Genomic DNA, 18,195 nt, shown 5'->3' on the forward strand with positions numbered 1-18,195 from the left:
GGGCTCTGCACCACAAGTGCACGGCCTTCCCGGCAGACGCGGCCGCCGTGTCCACGACCACGGTTCGCCGCGCCTGACCGGGCTCCTTCTCGCTGATGAGGTGATCGATGAATACAAGTTTCTGGAAAGCCGGCCACGCCCCCACCCTGTTTGCCGCCTTCCTCTATTTCGACCTGAGCTTCATGGTCTGGTACCTGCTCGGCCCGTTGGCGGTGCAGATCGCTACCGACCTCGACCTCAACGCTCAGCAACGCGGCCTGATGGTGGCCACGCCGATTCTCGCCGGCGCCGTGCTGCGCCTGTTGATGGGGTTCCTCTGTGATTGTTTGTCACCGAAGACCGCCGGCCTGCTCGGCCAGGTGGTGGTGATCGTCGCGCTGTTCTGCGCCTGGCAGATCGGCATCGGCAGCTACGAGCAGGCGCTGCTGCTCGGCCTGTTCCTCGGTTTCGCCGGCGCCGCCTTCGCCGTCGCCCTGCCGCTGGCCTCGCAGTGGTACCCACCGCAGCATCAAGGCAAGGCCATGGGCATCGCCGGTGCTGGTAACTCCGGCACCGTGCTGGCGGCGCTGTTCGCCCCCGGCCTGGCGGCCCTGTCCGGCTGGCAGAATGTGTTCGGCTGGGCGCTGATCCCACTGCTGGCAACCCTGGTGGTCTTCGCCCTGGCTGCCAAGAATGCGCCGGAGCGGCCCAAGCCCAAGGCCTTGGGCGACTACCTCAAGGCCCTCGGCGACCGCGACAGTTGGTGGTTCATGTTCTTCTACAGCGTCACCTTCGGCGGCTTCATCGGCCTGGCCAGCGCCCTGCCCGGCTACTTCAGCGATCAGTACGGGCTGAACCCGGTGACCGCCGGTTACTACACAGCCGCCTGCGTCTTCGCCGGCAGCCTGCTGCGCCCGCTGGGCGGCGCCCTTGCCGACCGCATCGGCGGCATTCGCACGCTGCTGATGATGTACAGCATCGCCTCGTTGTGCATCGCTGTGGTGGGCTTCAACCTGCCCAGCGCGACCGCTGCCCTGGCCTTTTTCGTCGCCGCCATGCTCGGCCTTGGTGCTGGCAATGGCGCGGTGTTCCAGCTGGTACCGCAGCGCTTTCGCAGGGAAATCGGCGTGATGACCGGGCTGATCGGCATGGCCGGCGGCATCGGTGGTTTCTTCCTCGCTGCAGGCCTCGGCACCATCAAGCAGCACACCGGTGACTACCAGCTGGGCCTCTGGCTGTTCGCCAGCCTCGGCGTGCTGGCGTGGGTCGGCCTGCACGGCGTCAAGCAGCGCTGGCGCACCACCTGGGGCAGCGCCGCGGTGACCGCCGCACGGGTGTGAGCGAGTTCTCGACGACAGGCCACACTCCGTAGGGTGCGCCGCGCGCACCAGCGATTTGCGTCGAGCCTGGTGCGCACGGCGCACCCTACGGTCCAAAGATCTACGGAAACCGCATCATGGCCCTGCAACTGAGCATCTGCGAAACCAGCGCCACCGGCCCGCGCAGCGAGAACCAGGACGCCCTGCGCGTGGTCACCCCGGCGCCGGCGCTGGCCGCCAGCAAGGGCTACCTGCTGGGCCTGGCCGATGGCGTCAGCCAATGCGCCGACGGCGGCCTGGCCGCACGCGCGACCCTGCAGGCGCTGGCACTGGACTACTACTCCACCCCGGAAACCTGGCCGGTGCAGCACAGCCTGGACCGCCTGCTCACCGCGCATAATCGCTGGCTGCAGGCCAACGGCGGCGGCCAGCCGCTGCTCACTACTCTCACCGCCCTGGTGCTGCGCGGCCGCCGCTATACCCTGGCGCATATCGGCGACAGCCGCGCCTACCTGTGGCGCGACGGCCAGCTGCTGCGCCTGACCGAGGACCACGTGTGGGAACAGCCGGGCATGCAGCACGTGCTCAAGCGCGCCATGGGTCTGGATCAACACCTGGTGGTGGACTACCGCGACGGCGAGTTGCAGGCCGGCGACAGTTTCCTGCTGGTCAGCGATGGCGTCTGGGCCTGCCTCAGCGACAAGCGCATCGGCGAGCTACTGCAACGAGACTATGACGCCGCGGCGATCTGCCAGACCCTGGTCGACGAGGCGCACCGTGCCGGCAGCCAGGACAATGCCAGCGCGCTGCTGGTGCACGTCGAGCAATTACCCGAGGCGGCACTAGCCGACACCCTGGCCCAGCTCGAGCACTGGCCGCTGCCGCCGCGCCTGCGTGAAGGCCAGGAGTTCGAGGGCTGGCAGGTCGAAGGGCTGCTCGGCGAATCGCGCCAGTCGCTGATCTACAGGGTACGGGATACCGACAATCAGCCCTGGCTGCTCAAGACCCTGCCGGCCAGCCGCTCCAGTGAGGAGCAGGCCGGCCCGGCACTGCTGCAGGAAGAATGGTTCCTGCGTCGCGTCGCCGGCCGCCATTTCCCCGAACTGCACGCCCTGCCGCAGCGTCAGCACCTGTATTACGTGCAGCGCGAATATACCGGCCAGACCCTGGCCGCACGCCTGCAGCAGCACGGCCCGCTGAGCCTGGCCGACTGGCAGGACCTGGCGCCGCGCCTGATCAAGGCACTCGGCCTGCTGCACCGGCGCAATATCATCCACCGCGATATCAAGCCGGAAAACCTGCTGCTCGGCGACGACGGCGAGCTGCGCGTGCTCGACTTCGGTCTGGCCTATTGCCCGGGGTTAACCCGCGACGAGGCCCACAGCCTGCCCGGCACCCCCAGCTATATCGCCCCGGAGGCCTTCGCCGGCAGCCCGCCCAGCGCGCAGCAGGACCTCTACGCCGCCGGCGTGACCCTCTACCACCTGCTCACCGGTCACTATCCCCATGGCGAGGTCGAGGCCTTTCAGCACCCGCGCTTCGGCCAGCCGGTACCGGCCAGCCGCTACCGCCCGGACTTGCCTACCTGGCTCGATGAGGTCTTGAACCGCGCGGTAGCCGCCGCCCCGGCGCAGCGCTTCGAGACCGCCGAGGAGTGGCTGCTGGCACTGGAAAGTGGCGAGCGCCAATCCCTGAACAACCACCCACGACCGCTGCTGGAGCGCGAGCCGCTACTGGTGTGGCGCAGCGTGGCGTTGGTGTCGCTGCTGCTCAACCTGCTGCTGGCGTTCCTGCTGCTCAAATAGCCCGCCTCGCACCAAAGCAGCGCGAAACGCCTCTCAACGGTGCACAAACCCACTCACCAGTTTCATCCAAGTGGCTGAAAAGCCTGAAAAACCACGACCTGATCGAGTTGGCACAAGGGCTGCATTCACAACTACCACAAACCACATAAAGCGCGGCCTTCAACGAAGAAGGCTGCACTTCCCGATAGAACGGGACCTGGACAAAGGCGTCCTCGCTAGGTGACTAGCGGGACGCCTTTTTTGTTTTATGGCCTGCCATCCCTGGCAGCCACTCTTCGAGCCGTCGCGGAGCGACGTTAAAAATTGCTCCCGACAATTTTTTACCGTGATCAATGATTCAGGAGATGGCCGGCATGCAAAAACTCAAGCTGGTGATGATCGGCAACGGCATGGCGGGTGTACGCACCCTCGAAGAGCTGCTCAAGCTCGCCCCCGATCTCTACGACATCACCGTGTTCGGCGCCGAGCCGCACCCCAATTACAACCGCATCCTGCTCTCGCCGGTGCTGGCTGGCGAACAGACCTTCGAGGAGATCGTGCTCAACGATCTCAACTGGTACGCGGAAAACGGCATCAAGCTGCTGCTCGGGCGCAAGGTGGTCAAGATCGACCGCAAGAAGCGCCTGGTGATCGCCGACGATGGCAGCGAGGCCGAGTACGACCGCCTGCTCATCGCCACCGGCTCCAACCCCTTCATCCTGCCGATTCCGGGTAAGGACCTGCAGGGCGTGATCGGCTATCGCGACATTGCCGACACCCAGATGATGATGGACACCGCCAAGACTCATAAGCACGCGGTGGTCATCGGCGGCGGCCTGCTCGGCCTGGAAGCGGCCAACGGTCTCAAGCTGCGCGGCATGGACGTCACTGTGGTGCATATCGGCGACTGGTTGCTGGAACGCCAGCTCGATCGCACCGCTGGCGAGCTATTGCAGAAGTCCCTGGAAGACCGTGGCCTGAAGTTCCTCCTGCCCAAGCACACCGCTGAACTGCTGGACAACGGCGAGGGTCGCGTCTGCGCAGTGAAATTCAAGGACGGCGAGGTGATCCCCGCCGACCTGGTGGTGATGGCCGCCGGCATTCGCCCCAACAGCGAGCTGGCCGAGAGCGCCGGCATCGCCTGTAACCGCGGCATCCTGGTCAACGACACCATGCAGACCTATGACCCGCGCGTCTACGCCATCGGCGAATGCGCCAGTCACCGTGGCATCGCCTATGGTCTGGTGGCGCCGCTGTTCGAGCAGGCCAAGGTCTGCGCCAATCACCTGGCCCAGCTCGGTTTCTCCCGCTATCAGGGCTCGGTGACCTCGACCAAACTCAAGGTCACCGGTATCGACCTGTTCTCCGCCGGCGAATTCATGGGCGGCGAAGGTACCGAGACCATCACCCTCTCCGACCCCATCGGCGGCGTGTACAAGAAGCTGGTGATCAAGGACGACGTGCTGGTCGGCGCCTGCCTGTATGGCGACACCGCCGACGGCGGCTGGTACTTCCGCCAGATCCGCGAGAACCATAACGTCAGCGAGATCCGCGACCACCTGATGTTCGGCGAAGGCGCCATCGGCGACGTCGGCCACCAGGGCGCCGACAAGACCGCCAACATGCCCGACAGCATGGAAATCTGCGGCTGCAACGGCGTGTGCAAGGGCACCATCGTCAAGGCGATCCAGGAAAACGGCCTGTTCTCGGTCGACGAGGTCAAGAAGCACACCAAGGCCGCCAGCTCCTGCGGCTCCTGCGCCGGCCTGGTCGAGCAGATCCTGATCAGCACCGTTGGCGGCGCCGCGGACGTCAAGCCCAAGAGCGAGAAAGCCATCTGTGGCTGCTCCGACCTCAACCACGGGCAGATCCGCAAGGCCATCCGCGAGCGGCACCTGACGTCCATGGCGCAGACCATGGAGTTCATCAACTGGAGCACGCCCAACGGCTGCGCCACCTGCCGCCCGGCGCTCAACTACTACCTGATCTCTACCTGGCCGGGCGAGGCCAAGGACGACCCGCAGTCGCGCCTGATCAACGAACGCGCCCACGCCAATATCCAGAAGGACGGCACCTACTCGGTGGTGCCGCGCATGTGGGGCGGCGTGACCAACCCATCCGAGCTGCGCCGCATCGCTGATGTGGCCGACAAGTACAACGTACCCATGGTCAAGGTCACTGGCGGCCAACGCATCGACCTGCTGGGCATCAAGAAAGACGACCTGCCAGCGGTGTGGAAGGATCTGGACATGCCCTCCGGCCACGCCTACGGCAAGTCCATCCGCACGGTGAAGACCTGCGTCGGCAGCGAGTTCTGCCGTTTCGGCACGCAGAACTCCACCCAGCTCGGTATCGATCTGGAGCACGACCTGTTCAACATGTGGTCGCCGCACAAGGTCAAGCTGGCGGTCTCCGGGTGCCCGCGCAACTGCGCCGAGGCCGGCATCAAGGACGTCGGCATCATCGGCGTGGACTCCGGCTTCGAGATGTACATCGGCGGTAACGGCGGGATCAAGACCGAGGTGGCCGAGTTCTTCGTCAAGGTGAAGACCGCCGAAGAAGTGCGCGAGTACAACGCCGCCTTCCTCCAGCTGTACCGCGAGGAGGCCTTCTATCTGGAGCGCACCGTGCACTACATGCAGCGCGTCGGCATGGAGCACATCAAGAAGGCGGTGCTGGAAGACGAAGCCAACCGCAAGGCCTTGGCCGCGCGCCTGCACTACGCCCTGTCGTTCGAGCAGGACCCGTGGAAGGAACGCATCGAGACGCCGCAACTGAAGAAAGAGTTCGACACCATCAAGGTGGTGCAAATCGAGGAGGCCACCGTATGAACTGGCTGGATATCTGCGCCCTGGACGACATCAACGTGCTTGGCTCGCGCATCGTCAGCGGTCCCAAGGGCGACATCGCCATCTTCCGTACCAGCGGCGACGAGGTCTTCGCACTCGACGACCGCTGCCCGCACAAGGGCGGCCCGCTGTCCCAGGGTTTGATCTACGGCAAGCGCGTGGCCTGCCCGCTGCACAACTGGCAGATCGAGCTGGAGTCCGGCGAGGCCGTGGCGCCGGATGTGGGCTGCGCTCACCGGCACCACGCCCGGGTCGAGAACGGCCGCGTGCTGCTGGCCCTCAACACCGCCGCGAAGTGCGCCTGAGCCGTCCGGCGGCAGGCTCACGGCCTGCCGTCAGACGTATCGCCCCCTAGGAGCTCCGAACATGGCCAGCCCCACTCAAGTCACCGCCTCCACCTGCTGCTACTGCGGCGTGGGCTGCGGCGTGCTGATCGAGCACGACGGCGAGAAGATCCTCGGCGTCGCCGGCGACCCCAGCCACCCGGCCAACTTCGGCAAACTGTGCAGCAAGGGCTCGACCCTGCACCTGACCGGCGACCTCGACGCCCGCGCCCTCTATCCCGAGCTGCGCCTGGGCAAGGGCCTGGCCCGTACCCGCACGGACTGGGACAGCGCCCTGGATCACGCCGCAGCGCTGTTCGCCGAAACCATCCGCGAGCACGGCCCGGACAGCGTGGCCTTCTATATCTCCGGCCAGTTGCTGACCGAGGACTACTACGCCTTCAACAAACTGGCCCGCGCCCTGGTCGGCACTCATAACATCGACTCCAACTCGCGGCTGTGCATGTCCAGCGCCGTGGTCGGTTACAAGCGCAGCCTCGGCGCCGACGCCCCGCCCTGCAGTTACGAGGACATCGAGCAGAGCGACTGCCTGCTGATCGCCGGCTCCAACATGGCCTACGCCCACCCGGTACTGTTCCGTCGCCTGGAAGAAGCCAAGGCCCGCCGTCCGGAGATGCAGATCATCGTCGTCGACCCGCGGCGCACCGACACCTGCGAGCTGGCCGACCTGCACCTGGCGATCCTGCCCGGCACCGACGTCGCGCTGTTTCACGGCATCCTGCATCTCCTGCTGTGGGAGGGCTGGATCGACCGCGCCTATATCGACGCCCACACCGAAGGCTTCGAGGCGCTGAAGAACCTGGTGCGCGACTATAGTCCGGCGGCCACCGCCGATATCTGCGGCATCAGCCTGGACGCCCTGCAGCGCTGCGCCGAGTTGATCGGCCATGCGCCCTCCTTCCTTTCGCTGTGGTGCATGGGGCTGAACCAGTCCAGCGCAGGCAGTGCGAAGAACAGCGCGCTGATCAACCTGCACCTGGCCACCGGGCAGATCGGCAAGCCCGGCGCCGGCCCCTTCTCGCTGACCGGCCAGCCCAACGCCATGGGCGGTCGCGAGACCGGCAGCCTGAGCAACCTGCTGCCGGGTCACCGCGAGGCCGGCAACGCCGAACATCGCGCCGAAGTCGCCGCCTACTGGGGCGTCGACACCCTGCCGGAGACGCCCGGCCTGTCCGCCATCGAGCTGTTCGATGCGGTGCACGACGGGCGCATCAAGGCGCTGTGGATCGCCTGCACCAACCCGGCGCAGTCGCTGCCCAACCAGAGCAAGGTGCACGAGGCCCTGGCCGCCTGCCCCTTCGTCGTGGTGCAGGAAGCCTTCTTCACCACCGAGACCTGCCGCTACGCCGACCTGCTGCTGCCGGCCGCCAGCTGGGGCGAGAAGGAAGGCACGGTGACCAACTCCGAGCGCCGCGTCAGCCATGTACGCCGTGCCGTGCCAGCGCCCGAAGAGGCGCGGCCCGATTGGTCGATCACCTGCGACTTCGCCCGTCGCCTGGAAACTCTGCTCCGCCCCGGCCTGCCCAGCCTGTTCGATTTCTCCAACAGCGAAGCGCTGTTCGAGGAATACAAGCACCTGACCGCCCAGCGCGACCTCGACCTCTCGGGGCTGAGCTACGCGCTGCTGGATAACCAAGGTCCCCAACAATGGCCGTTTGCGCCTGGCGCGCGCCAGGGCACCGCGCGGCTCTACGCCGACGGCCGCTTCCCCACCGCCAGCGGGCGAGCGCAATTCCATGCCGACCCGTATCGCGCGCCGAAGGAGAAGCGCGAGGCGCGCTATTCGCTCACCCTCAACACCGGCCGTCTGCGCGACCAGTGGCATGGCATGAGCCGCACCGGCACCGCCGCGCGCCTGTTCGGCCATGTCGAGGCAGCGGTGCTCGGCCTGCACCCGGACGAGCTGCGTCGCCGCCGCCTGCGGGACGGCGATCTGGTCAGGCTGCGCAGCCGTCGCGGCAGCCTGATCCTGCCGGTACAGGCCGATGAGTCGGTGCGCCCAGGCCAGGCCTGGCTGCCGATGCACTGGGGCGACCGCTTCCTCAAGGGCCTGGGCACCAACGTGCTGACCCAGCCGGCCTTCGATCCGTTGTCCAAGCAGCCGGAGCTCAAGCATGCCGGCGTCGAGGTGGACAAGGTCGAGCTGCCCTGGCAGCTGTTCGCCCTGGTCGAGGGCGAGGTGCAGAGCCGCTTCGAAGCCCTGCGCCCGCTGTTCGAGGAGCTCGCCTACGCCAGCCTCACCCCCACCGGCCGCGAGCGCCCCGCCCTGTTGATCCGCGCCGCCAGCGCCGTGGCGCCGCAGCCCGAGCTGCTGGCGCAGATCGATCGCCTGCTGCGCCTGAACCAGGGTCCAGTGCTGGCCTACGATGACCCGCGTCGCGCGGTGGGCAAGCGCGTGCGCATCGAGGACGGCCGCATTGTCAGCATCCGCCTGGCCGGCGAAACCGCCGCCAGCGAATGGCTCAGGAGCCTGTGGCTGGACGGCCAGGCCGACGCCGACCTGCGCCGCTGGCTGCTCGCCCCGGTATCCGCACCGCCGGGCAATGTCGGCGCGTCTCTGCGCGGCAAGACCCTGTGCAACTGCCTGAACGTCAGCGAAAGCGCGGTGTGCGCCGGCATCGCCCGCGGCCTGGATTTGGATGGCCTCAAGCACGAGCTCAAGTGCGGCACCAGCTGCGGCTCCTGTGTCCCCGAAATCAAACGCCTGCTGGCTAGCCAGCAGGTGGCGACACATGCGTAGGGTGCGCTATGCGCACCAGCCCCAAAACGACTTGGTGCGCACGGCGCACCCTACGAGGTACCCGATATGAATGCAAAAGTCTGGCTGGTGGGTGCGGGCCCTGGTGATCCCGAACTGCTGACCCTCAAGGCGGTCAAGGCGCTGAACCAGGCCGAGATCGTGATGATCGACGATCTGGTCAACCCGGCCGTGCTCGAGCACTGCCCCGGCGCCCGTATCGTCTCGGTGGGCAAGCGCGGCGGCTGTCGCTCCACCCCGCAGGCCTTTATCCACCGTCTGATGCTGCGCTATGCACGCCAGGGCAAGTGCGTGGTTCGCCTCAAAGGCGGTGATCCTTGCATCTTCGGCCGCGGCAGCGAGGAAGCCGACTGGCTCGGCGAGCACGGCATCGAAGTGGAAATGGTCAGTGGCATCACTGCCGGCCTGGCCGGTGCCACCAACTGCGGCATTCCTCTGACCCTGCGCGGTGTGGCGCGTGGCGTGACCCTGGTTACCGCCCACACCCAGGATGACAGCAGCCTGAACTGGGCGGCACTGGCGCAGAGCGGCACCACCTTGGTGGTTTATATGGGTGTCGCCAAGCTGGCGGATATTCGCGACGGCCTGCTAGCCGGTGGTATGAGCGCCGAGATGCCGGTGGCCATGATCGAGAACGCTTCGTTGCCCGCACAGCGTGAGTGCCGCAGCCAACTGGGCATGATGCAGGACGATGCGACAGCCTTCGCCCTGAAGAGCCCGGCCATTCTGGTGATCGGCGAAGTCGCCCGCGCCAGCACCCAGATCAGCATGCCCCAGCTCCTGCATGCCTGACCGCTTCGCGCTCCTGCGAAGTCGTTGTTTGCCCGTCGCCCCCTCGGCGGGCTTTTTTATTCCAGAAAAGAAAAACCCGGCCGAGGCCGGGTTTTTCTTGGAGCACCAGAAGCATTACTGCTGGATCTGGGCTTCCACTTCGGCTTCAACGCGACGGTTGATAGCGCGACCGGAGTCGGTGGCGTTGTCGGCTACCGGGCGGGTCTCGCCGTAACCAACAGCGTTGACGCGGTTACCGTCTACACCGTACTGGTTGACCAGTACGTTACGCACGGCATTGGCGCGACGCTCGGACAGACCCTGGTTGTAAGCGTCAGAACCGACGGAGTCAGTGTGACCTTCAACAGTGGTGGTGGTCTGCGGGTACTGGTTCATGAAGTCAGCCAGGTTCTTGATGTCGCCGTAGCTTTCTTCTTTGACGCGGTCTTTGTCGAAGTCGAACTTGACGTCCAGCTCGACACGAACGGTTTCCATGGCCGGCTCAGGAGCAGGCTCAGGCATCGGCTCGGGCGCAGCAGCCACGACCGGAGCCGGAGCAGGCTTGCTGCCGCCACCGAAGTTCAGACCAACACCCACGCCAGCTTGCCACTCGGTGTCGCCCTGGTCGATGTTGTACAGAGCGTCAACGCCAGCACGGGCGTAGAACATTTCGGTGAAGTAGTACTTGGCACCAGCGCCAGCGATAGCCAGGGTGGAGTGGTTACGACCACCGCTGTTGGCGTCGCCGATGCTCTGATGGCCGAAACCGGCAGAGACGTACGGACGCAGACCAACACCCGGCTGACCGAAGTGGTAGATGGCCTTCAGGTCGGTCAGGTTGCCCTTGATGTTCTTGCTGCCTTGCGAACCTTCACCGCGCAGGTCGTGGTATTCGCCGTAGGACAGCGCCAGTTCGACGTCGTCAGTCAGGTAGTAGCCGATGCTGCCACCGAACAGGTTGCCTTCGTTGTGCGCGTAATCACGCTGAACGTCGGTGAAGTAGCGATTGACGAAGCCCTCCACCTCGACAGCGCCTTGGCCTTGCGCCAGCGCGCCGAAGGAGGTTGCGGCAACGAGAGAGCCAATGACTACGCCCAAGGTGTTTTTTACTTTCATCCGTTAAATCCCCATCTTGGTGGTTAATAAGTCGCCGTTAACTTCAGTCGGCAACTTGGCGGCGATTCTATCAGGGTTCGCCACTCCCTTAGTGGTCGGGAAGCTGAACTAAGTTTCGGAAGTTTCCGAAAATTTATCCCGCAACCGATCCAATGCTCGCTTGTAGCGCATCTTCGTTGCGCTCAAGCCCATGTGCATGATGTCGGCAATCTCTTGAAACTCGAGCTCTGCGACAAAACGTAGCACCAGAATCTCGCGATCGATCGGGTTGACGTGAACCAACCAGCGATCCAGACCGCCTCGCTCCTCGACTTTAGGTGTCTTGTCGTCGGAAGCCTCTTCGAGCGGGTCCAAACTTAAGGCGTCAACCAATCGACGCTTTCGCCGCTCTTTTCGATACTGAGTAATGCATTCGTTATAGGTAATGCTGTAGAGCCAAGTTTTGAACTTGGATTTACCCTCAAAGTTCTTAAGGCCATAGAGAACTTTGAGCATCACCTCCTGACAGACATCATCAGCATCCCTTTCGTTCCCCAAGTAACGCGCGCAAACGTTAAATAACGTTCGTTGGTAGCGCCTCATCAGCTCTTCATAAGCACGAGTTATATGAAACAGCTCGTCGTGGGCGCGCGCCACCAGCTCTTCATCAGTGAGCTCGCGGGGATCGTAGCGCGTGGGCAAGGGCTGGGCTTTGTTCAAAACGAGTCGGGCCGACAGTCAGGACGAAAAGTGCCCGGCAGGTCACGCCTGCCGGGCAGCGGCATAAAATAACAGATTGGCGTCAGCGACTGTTCACGCGTTGCTCGAGCATCACTCGATTTGCCACCGATACCAGCTCACCGGTATCGGTCAACAGGGTGGTTTTCACTGTGCCGATCTCTTCGATCTGCCCTTCGACCTCACCAACCTGCACTTGTTGCCCGACCTGATACAGCTCGCGCACATAAATGCCAGCGAGAATCTGGCTGGCGATATCGCGGCTACCCAGGCCCAATGCCAGTGCGACCGCCAGGCCAACGGAGATCAACACGATGGCGATCACGTTGTTGAGCAGGTCGGTCTTGATCTCCAGCTGGCCGATGGCCACCGAGATACTGATGATGATGACCAGACCTTGCGCGACCCGCCCCAGCCCGTTCGCATACTCCAGACCGACGCCTTCGGCAGCGCCGCGCACCAGGCTGCTGACCAGTTGCGCCAGCAGCACACCGGCAAGCAGCACCAAGGCGGCGCCGAAGACTTTGGGCAGGTACAGCGCCAGCACGTCGAGGGTCGCGGAAACCCGCTGCAGACCAAGCGATTCAGCGGCCGAAACCAGGAAGATCAGCAGCACGAACCAATAGACGATCTTGCCGATCAGGGTCGATACCGGCGCGTGAATGCCGACGCGTGCCAGCAGCTTGGTCAGACCGGTACCCGTCATCAGGCGATCCAGCCCGACCTTGCCAAGCAGCTTGGACAGCAGCGTGTCGAGTAACTTGGCCACGACGAAGCCAAGCAGCACCAACACCAGTGCGACGAACAGGTTGGGGATGAAGCCGGCAACCTTGGTCCACAATGCGGTCATCGCGGAGATCAGGCTTTGGGTCCAGGGATCGAGTTCCATTTCAGTCAGCCTTATCAGCAGAAGCAGAGGATTGGGTACGGCGCGAAACCGGCGCGACATGCGCCGAACCGTTGTTCAGGGCGATCATCAGGGCCTGCGCCCAGTGGCCTACCAGGCTGAACAGGTCACCAGCGCCGACCTGGCGGTTGGCGGTCTTGAGAACCCGGTGCAGGCAAGCATCGTCGTCATGACTGGACGGCGAGGACTTGAGCAAATCGCGTAGAGACTCTTCAAATGGATCGTGCATGCGCACCTCACGGGATGTCACGGCTAGACGCAGTAGCCGGCGGATGAGTCACACATCACAGCCAACGCCAACGTCGAAAAAGCAGCAGTTGGCCCAGCGCCAGAAGGACCATGAGGCCGCAGGCGATGAAGAAACCAATCGGACTTTCAGAACCCGGAATCCCGCCGACATTGATGCCCAGCAGCCCCGTGAGAAAAGTCAGCGGCAGGAACATGCCGGTGATCACGGTGAAGCGGTACATGATGCGATTCATGCGCTCACCAAGACGCCGGCTTTCCGCCTCCAGTACCAGGCCGACGCGCTCGCGGATCAGCTCCAGCTCTTCCAGATAGCGGGTCAGGCGATTGTTGAGCTCGTTCCAGTAGTCACCGTCGTCCTCGACGAACCAGGGCTGTCGATTACGCACCAGCTGCGCGTAGAGATCGCGCTGCGGCGCGAGAAACCGACGCAAGCTGGCCGCACGCCGACGCACCTGCAATACCAGGCCGTGATCGGGACGATACCGCTCATCACCATCGAGGCCATCCTCCTCAACGTCGAGCTGCTCACTCAACTCGGCGATCAGATCATCAACGCGGCTGGTGAGGTGACGGGCGAGCTCCAGGAGCAGCTCTGACGACGTCTTCGGCCCCTTGCCCGCCAGCAGATCGGCAATCAGCGCATCGGTCGCGAGCAATGGACGCTGACGCAGGGAGATAACCCGCCGGGCATCGGCGAAGATACGTACCGAAACCATGTCTTCCGGTTCTGCGCCGGGATTACGGTTGACCCCGCGCAAGAACAGCAGCAGCTCATCGTCGGGCAGGGGCAACAGACGCGGCCGGGTATTTTCCTCGAGCAGCAGGTTGCAGCTGAATTCATCCAGCCCACTGTGCTCACGTAACCAGCGCTGTGACTGCTCCTGGCCGCGATCCCAGTGCAGCCACAGGCTTTCCTGCTCGCCTAGCTGCAGGCCATCCAGTTCATGGCGAGTGATGCTGCGTGCACCACCCCGACCATCGAGCACGAAGGCATGCAGCAACGCCGAATCCTGATCCTGCATCGGCTTATTCCGGCATGCTCAGGGCTTGCGGGGAAACGATGATGCCGTTGTTGTCGGCGTACAGATAATCGCCCGGCTTGAAGGTCACGCCACCAAAGCTGACAGGCACATTCAGGTCGCCAATGCCGCGCTTGTCAGTCTTCATCGGATGACTGGCCAGCGCCTGCACGCCCAGATCGGTCTGCGCGATGACATCCACATCACGGATGCAGCCATACACGACGATGCCCGCCCAGCCATTCTTGGCGGCCTTCTCGGCCAGCATGTCACCGAGCAGAGCACGTCGCAGGGAACCGCCGCCATCCACCACCAGGACCTTGCCCTGACCAGGCAGATCGACCTGCTCCTTCACCAGCGAGTTGTCCTCATGGCACTTGATGGTGACGATCTGACCGCCGAAAGAATCGCGGCCGCCGTAGTTGGCGAACATGGGCTCGACGACCTGAACCAGTTCCGGATAGGCATCGCACAGATCAGGGGTGATGTAGTGCATGACAGAACTCCTTTCGACAATGAATGAGAAGGCAGCCACCTTCATGGACCTGCGTGAAGCGGGACAATTCAGCACCGAGCTATCGCGACGAAACCGCCCAACACGAACGACGACAATGCAGATGAGCCTGAAATGACCACCTGCACGTGATGCGTCACATCTTACCGCTAAGCACGCGCCGTAGAAACGGCCAGAACAACCTCAAGAACCTAAAGCAGACGCCTGCTCGGCAAAACCGGCGGGCAGTTGCAGATGCTGCAACCAATATTCGGTCAAGGGCCACACCTCGCGCTGCGCCTCCTTGCTGACCAGCATTTCGATATGCCCGAAGTCGCTGGAGAAGCCATTCTCCTTGCCCAGCAGCAAGAACTGCGACGGCGCCGCACTGCACTGTTCCAGCAGCTTGCGACAGGCCCATGCTGGATCCTGCTGATCGGCTGCGGCCCCTACCGCCAGAAGCGGCACGCGCACCTGAGTCAGGCCTGCCCACCAATCCTGGTCAGCATCGCCGAAACGCCCGAAGAGCCTGAGCCAGCGCAGGGTTTCCAGTGCCAGGCCGGCCGGCTCGTCTTCGGGACCGCGCTTCAGCCGGCGCCCGGACAGGTAGGGAACGGCACGCAACAGCAGACGACCGCCCCACTCCACCGGCGGCAGCTTGAGCGGCCAGTAGATACGGCTGACCTGGCTGCCGAAAAATGCCGCCGAACGCACACGCGACGCCTCGAGATAACCGCCCCCCAGCGCTGCCGCCAGCGTTACTCCGCCGAGGGAATGGCCGATCCAGTGCGCGGCTTGCCCGGTCTGCTCGATGATGAAATCAGCAATGGCTGGCAGGTCATGGCGCACGTACTGCGCCACGTGGTTGTCTCGATAGTTTTCGTTGCGCGGCGACAGACCGTGGCCGCGCATTTCGGCGATCCACACATCGAACCCCGCGCGCGCCAGGTAAGGCCCCAGGCCAATGCCCTTCGGCGAATACCAGAAGCGCCGATTGGAAAAGCTGCCATGCAGCAGTACCACGGGCACGCCACGCTCGCCTTCTGAGCCTGCGCGGCCGAGCCGGGTCAATGCCAGCTCGACACTGGAGTCAGGGCTGTTGTTGGGTTTGAGAAGATAGACGTCTTCGCTGAGGTCGCCGCGCAGTTCGGCGCTCATCAGGGAAACGGGGAAAAGCTCACTACTGCTTTGCATGGATCAGATGACCGCACTGGCGAGACGCCATAAATGAATAACGACACGCATAAAAAACCGCCGGGAGCGATATTGCATATCGCTGGCGACGGCTTGGAATGACCGGCAAAACGCGATGGACACCAAAAAGGGCGGGGTCAACCCGCCCTTTCTGGATCGATCACAGGCCTCAGGCAGGCTGAGTCTCAGCCAGGAAGAACCAGGTATCGAGTACCGAGTCAGGGTTCAGCGACACGCTCTCGATGCCCTGCTCCATCAGCCACTTGGCCAGATCCGGGTGGTCCGACGGACCCTGGCCGCAGATACCGATGTACTTGCCAGCCTTGTTGCAGGCGGAGATGGCATTGGCCAGCAGCTTCTTCACCGCGGGGTTACGCTCGTCGAACAGGTGGGCAACGATGCCGGAGTCACGGTCCAGGCCCAGAGTCAGCTGGGTCAGGTCGTTGGAGCCGATGGAGAAGCCGTCGAAGAACTCGAGGAACTCCTCGGCCAGAATGGCGTTGGACGGCAGCTCGCACATCATGATGACTTTCAGGCCGTCCTGCCCACGAGCCAGGCCATTGCTGGCCAGCAGCTCGACCACTTGCGAGGCCTCGCCCAGGGTACGCACGAACGGCACCATGATCTCGACGTTGGTCAGCCCCATCTCATTGCGCACTTTCTTCAACGCGCGGCATTCCAGCTCGAAGCAGTCGCGGAAGGATTCGCTGATGTAGCGCGAAGCACCACGGAAGCCCAGCATCGGGTTCTCTTCTTCCGGCTCGTACAGCTTGCCGCCGATCAGGTTGGCGTATTCGTTGGACTTGAAGTCCGACAGGCGCACGATGACTTTCTTCGGCCAGAAGGCGGCGGCCAGGGTGCTGATGCCCTCGACCAGCTTCTCGACGTAGAAGTCGACCGGATCACCGTAACCGGCGATACGTTTCTCGACGCTGTCCTTGATCTCCGGCGGCAGGCTGGAGAAGTTCAGCAGCGCCTTCGGGTGCACGCCGATCATGCGGTTGATGATGAATTCCAGGCGAGCAAGGCCAACACCTTCGTTCGGCAGTTGAGCGAAATCGAAAGCGCGATCCGGGTTGCCGACGTTCATCATGATCTTGAACGGCAGATCCGGCATGGCGTCGACCGAGTTCTTGCGAATATCGAAGCCCAGTTCGCCCTCGAAGATGAAACCGGTATCGCCCTCGGCGCAGGATACGGTGACGCCCTGACCGTCTTTCAGCACGCTGGTGGCGTTGCCGCAACCGACCACGGCCGGAATGCCCAGCTCACGGGCGATGATCGCCGCGTGGCAGGTACGGCCGCCGCGGTTGGTGACGATGGCGCTGGCGCGCTTCATCACCGGCTCCCAGTCCGGGTCGGTCATGTCGGAGACCAGCACGTCGCCTGGCTGCACCTTGTCCATCTCGGATACGTCGTGGATCACGCGCACCTTGCCGGCGCCGATGCGCTGGCCGATGGCACGGCCTTCGACCAGCACGGTGCCCTTCTCTTTCAGCAGGTAGCGCTCCATCACGGTGGCGCTGGCGCGGCTCTTCACGGTTTCCGGCCGGGCCTGCACGATGTACAGCTTGCCGTCATCACCGTCCTTGGCCCACTCGATGTCCATCGGGCGGCCATAATGTTTCTCGATGATCAGCGCCTGCTTGGCCAGCTCGCTGACCTCGGCGTCGGTGATGCAGAAGCGCGCACGATCGGCACGGTCGACCTCTACGGTCTTCACCGAGCGACCAGCTTTGGCTTCGTCGCCGTAGATCATCTTGATCGCCTTGCTGCCCAGGTTGCGACGCAGGATCGCCGGACGGCCCGCTTCCAGGGTTGGCTTGTGCACGTAGAATTCGTCGGGGTTCACTGCGCCCTGCACAACGGTCTCACCGAGGCCATAGGCGCCGGTGATGAACACCACGTCACGGAAGCCGGACTCGGTATCCAGGGTGAACATCACGCCGGCGGTACCGGTTTCCGAACGCACCATGCGCTGCACACCAGCAGACAGAGCCACCAGCTTGTGGTCGAAGCCCTGGTGCACGCGGTAAGCGATGGCACGGTCATTGAACAGGGAAGCGAAGACTTCCTTGGCGGCGCGAATCACGTTGTCCACACCACGGATATTGAGGAAGGTTTCCTGCTGGCCTGCGAAGGAGGCGTCTGGCAGGTCTTCGGCGGTGGCGGAGGAACGCACGGCCACGGCCATGTTGTCGTTGCCGGCGCTCATGGTGGCGAAGGCTTCGCGGATCTGCTTGTCCAGCTCGGCCGGGAACTCGGCGTCCATCACCCACTGGCGAATCTGCGCACCGGTCTTGGCCAGGGCGTTGACGTCATCGACATCGAGTGAGTCAAGCGCTGCGTGGATCTGCGCATTCAGGCCGCTTTGCTCGAGAAAATCGCGGTAGGCCTGAGCCGTAGTGGCGAAACCGCCGGGAACCGAGACACCGGCGCCGGCCAGGTTACTGATCATCTCGCCGAGGGATGCGTTCTTGCCCCCCACATGCTCAACATCGTGATTGCCGAGCTTATCGAGGGAAACTACGTACTCTACCAAGGTGATCTCTCCACTAACTGTATTGGAAAAGCTCAGTGGGCTGCGCAATGTCGAACGACCGAGGTCGCGCGATTGTGGCCTTGCCCTTGTATAAGTAACAATGCCGAACCCGGTGGGCCCGGCGTAAAACGCGGCCTATCATAGCCAAGAATCG

At 63.8% G+C, this 18,195-nt stretch carries 15 protein-coding genes; 7 read left to right on the plus strand and 8 right to left on the minus strand.

Annotated features, from left to right (window positions below; translation table 11 throughout):
• Positions 1 to 107: 107 nt before the first annotated feature.
• The 6 genes from JWV26_RS22630 (at position 108) to cobA (ending at position 9,825) form a co-directional block, all read left to right on the plus strand.
• Positions 108 to 1,319, plus strand: a complete 1,212-nt coding sequence (locus JWV26_RS22630) for a nitrate/nitrite transporter (RefSeq protein ID WP_206417875.1) — start codon at positions 108 to 110, stop codon at positions 1,317 to 1,319.
• A 116-nt stretch (positions 1,320 to 1,435) separates the two neighbouring features.
• On the plus strand, positions 1,436 to 3,103 hold the full coding sequence (locus tag JWV26_RS22635) for a bifunctional protein-serine/threonine kinase/phosphatase (RefSeq protein ID WP_206417876.1): 1,668 nt from the start codon (positions 1,436 to 1,438) through the stop codon (positions 3,101 to 3,103).
• A 353-nt stretch (positions 3,104 to 3,456) separates the two neighbouring features.
• Positions 3,457 to 5,913: a nitrite reductase large subunit NirB gene (gene nirB, locus JWV26_RS22640; protein WP_206417877.1), complete on the plus strand. Its 2,457-nt coding sequence runs from the start codon at positions 3,457 to 3,459 to the stop codon at positions 5,911 to 5,913.
• Complete coding sequence (gene nirD / locus JWV26_RS22645) at positions 5,910 to 6,236, plus strand: nitrite reductase small subunit NirD (protein WP_072423909.1); 327 nt, start codon at positions 5,910 to 5,912, stop codon at positions 6,234 to 6,236. The genes nirB and nirD overlap by 4 nt, the downstream gene beginning before the upstream one ends.
• Before the next feature lie 61 nt (positions 6,237 to 6,297).
• Complete coding sequence (locus JWV26_RS22650) at positions 6,298 to 9,015, plus strand: nitrate reductase (protein WP_206417878.1); 2,718 nt, start codon at positions 6,298 to 6,300, stop codon at positions 9,013 to 9,015.
• A 66-nt stretch (positions 9,016 to 9,081) separates the two neighbouring features.
• The gene (cobA, locus tag JWV26_RS22655; protein WP_206417879.1) at positions 9,082 to 9,825 is read left to right on the plus strand and encodes a uroporphyrinogen-III C-methyltransferase; all 744 of its coding nucleotides are present in this window, start codon (positions 9,082 to 9,084) and stop codon (positions 9,823 to 9,825) included.
• A gap of 114 nt (positions 9,826 to 9,939) precedes the next feature.
• Here the strand turns inward: cobA and JWV26_RS22660 are convergent, their stop codons facing one another.
• From JWV26_RS22660 to ppsA, 8 genes are all read right to left on the minus strand, one after another.
• Complete coding sequence (locus tag JWV26_RS22660) at positions 9,940 to 10,920, minus strand: OmpA family protein (protein ID WP_072423906.1); 981 nt, start codon at positions 10,918 to 10,920, stop codon at positions 9,940 to 9,942.
• 108 nt (positions 10,921 to 11,028) lie between these two features.
• A complete protein-coding gene (gene sigX, locus JWV26_RS22665; protein WP_072423905.1) occupies positions 11,029 to 11,619 on the minus strand; it encodes an RNA polymerase sigma factor SigX in 591 nt (196 codons plus the stop codon).
• Between the two features lie 82 nt (positions 11,620 to 11,701).
• Complete coding sequence (locus JWV26_RS22670) at positions 11,702 to 12,526, minus strand: mechanosensitive ion channel family protein (protein ID WP_017676817.1); 825 nt, start codon at positions 12,524 to 12,526, stop codon at positions 11,702 to 11,704.
• Position 12,527: 1 nt separating this feature from the next.
• Positions 12,528 to 12,773, minus strand: a complete 246-nt coding sequence (locus tag JWV26_RS22675; RefSeq protein WP_072423904.1) for a CrfX protein — start codon at positions 12,771 to 12,773, stop codon at positions 12,528 to 12,530.
• Positions 12,774 to 12,828: 55 nt separating this feature from the next.
• Entirely contained in the window at positions 12,829 to 13,815 is a 987-nt protein-coding gene (locus JWV26_RS22680) for a zinc transporter ZntB (protein ID WP_017676815.1), read from the minus strand.
• 4 nt (positions 13,816 to 13,819) lie between these two features.
• On the minus strand, positions 13,820 to 14,308 hold the full coding sequence (gene rraA / locus JWV26_RS22685; protein WP_093052125.1) for a ribonuclease E activity regulator RraA: 489 nt from the start codon (positions 14,306 to 14,308) through the stop codon (positions 13,820 to 13,822).
• 201 nt (positions 14,309 to 14,509) lie between these two features.
• Positions 14,510 to 15,499: an alpha/beta fold hydrolase gene (locus JWV26_RS22690; RefSeq protein WP_206417880.1), complete on the minus strand. Its 990-nt coding sequence runs from the start codon at positions 15,497 to 15,499 to the stop codon at positions 14,510 to 14,512.
• Between the two features lie 169 nt (positions 15,500 to 15,668).
• Positions 15,669 to 18,041, minus strand: coding sequence for a phosphoenolpyruvate synthase (ppsA, locus tag JWV26_RS22695; protein ID WP_206417881.1), 2,373 nt, complete (start codon positions 18,039 to 18,041; stop codon positions 15,669 to 15,671).
• On the opposite strand from ppsA, the gene JWV26_RS24460 reads away from it, so the two are divergent.
• The gene (locus JWV26_RS24460; protein WP_230874291.1) at positions 17,988 to 18,185 is read left to right on the plus strand and encodes a hypothetical protein; all 198 of its coding nucleotides are present in this window, start codon (positions 17,988 to 17,990) and stop codon (positions 18,183 to 18,185) included. The genes ppsA and JWV26_RS24460 overlap by 54 nt on opposite strands.
• Positions 18,186 to 18,195 lie beyond the last annotated feature (10 nt).

This window comes from Ectopseudomonas toyotomiensis (assembly GCF_017167985.1).
Classification (GTDB): domain Bacteria; phylum Pseudomonadota; class Gammaproteobacteria; order Pseudomonadales; family Pseudomonadaceae; genus Aquipseudomonas; species Aquipseudomonas toyotomiensis.

Coding starts and splice junctions, on each gene's coding strand:
- JWV26_RS22630 (WP_206417875.1), top strand. CDS start 108: ATGAATACAAGTTTCTGGAAAGCCGGCCACGCCCCCACCCTGTTTGCC.
- JWV26_RS22635 (WP_206417876.1), top strand. CDS start 1,436: ATGGCCCTGCAACTGAGCATCTGCGAAACCAGCGCCACCGGCCCGCGC.
- nirB (WP_206417877.1), top strand. CDS start 3,457: ATGCAAAAACTCAAGCTGGTGATGATCGGCAACGGCATGGCGGGTGTA.
- nirD (WP_072423909.1), top strand. CDS start 5,910: ATGAACTGGCTGGATATCTGCGCCCTGGACGACATCAACGTGCTTGGC.
- JWV26_RS22650 (WP_206417878.1), top strand. CDS start 6,298: ATGGCCAGCCCCACTCAAGTCACCGCCTCCACCTGCTGCTACTGCGGC.
- cobA (WP_206417879.1), top strand. CDS start 9,082: ATGAATGCAAAAGTCTGGCTGGTGGGTGCGGGCCCTGGTGATCCCGAA.
- JWV26_RS22660 (WP_072423906.1), bottom strand. CDS start 10,920: ATGAAAGTAAAAAACACCTTGGGCGTAGTCATTGGCTCTCTCGTTGCC.
- JWV26_RS22670 (WP_017676817.1), bottom strand. CDS start 12,526: ATGGAACTCGATCCCTGGACCCAAAGCCTGATCTCCGCGATGACCGCA.
- JWV26_RS22675 (WP_072423904.1), bottom strand. CDS start 12,773: ATGCACGATCCATTTGAAGAGTCTCTACGCGATTTGCTCAAGTCCTCG.
- JWV26_RS22680 (WP_017676815.1), bottom strand. CDS start 13,815: ATGCAGGATCAGGATTCGGCGTTGCTGCATGCCTTCGTGCTCGATGGT.
- rraA (WP_093052125.1), bottom strand. CDS start 14,308: ATGCACTACATCACCCCTGATCTGTGCGATGCCTATCCGGAACTGGTT.
- JWV26_RS22690 (WP_206417880.1), bottom strand. CDS start 15,499: ATGCAAAGCAGTAGTGAGCTTTTCCCCGTTTCCCTGATGAGCGCCGAA.
- JWV26_RS24460 (WP_230874291.1), top strand. CDS start 17,988: ATGCTCAACATCGTGATTGCCGAGCTTATCGAGGGAAACTACGTACTC.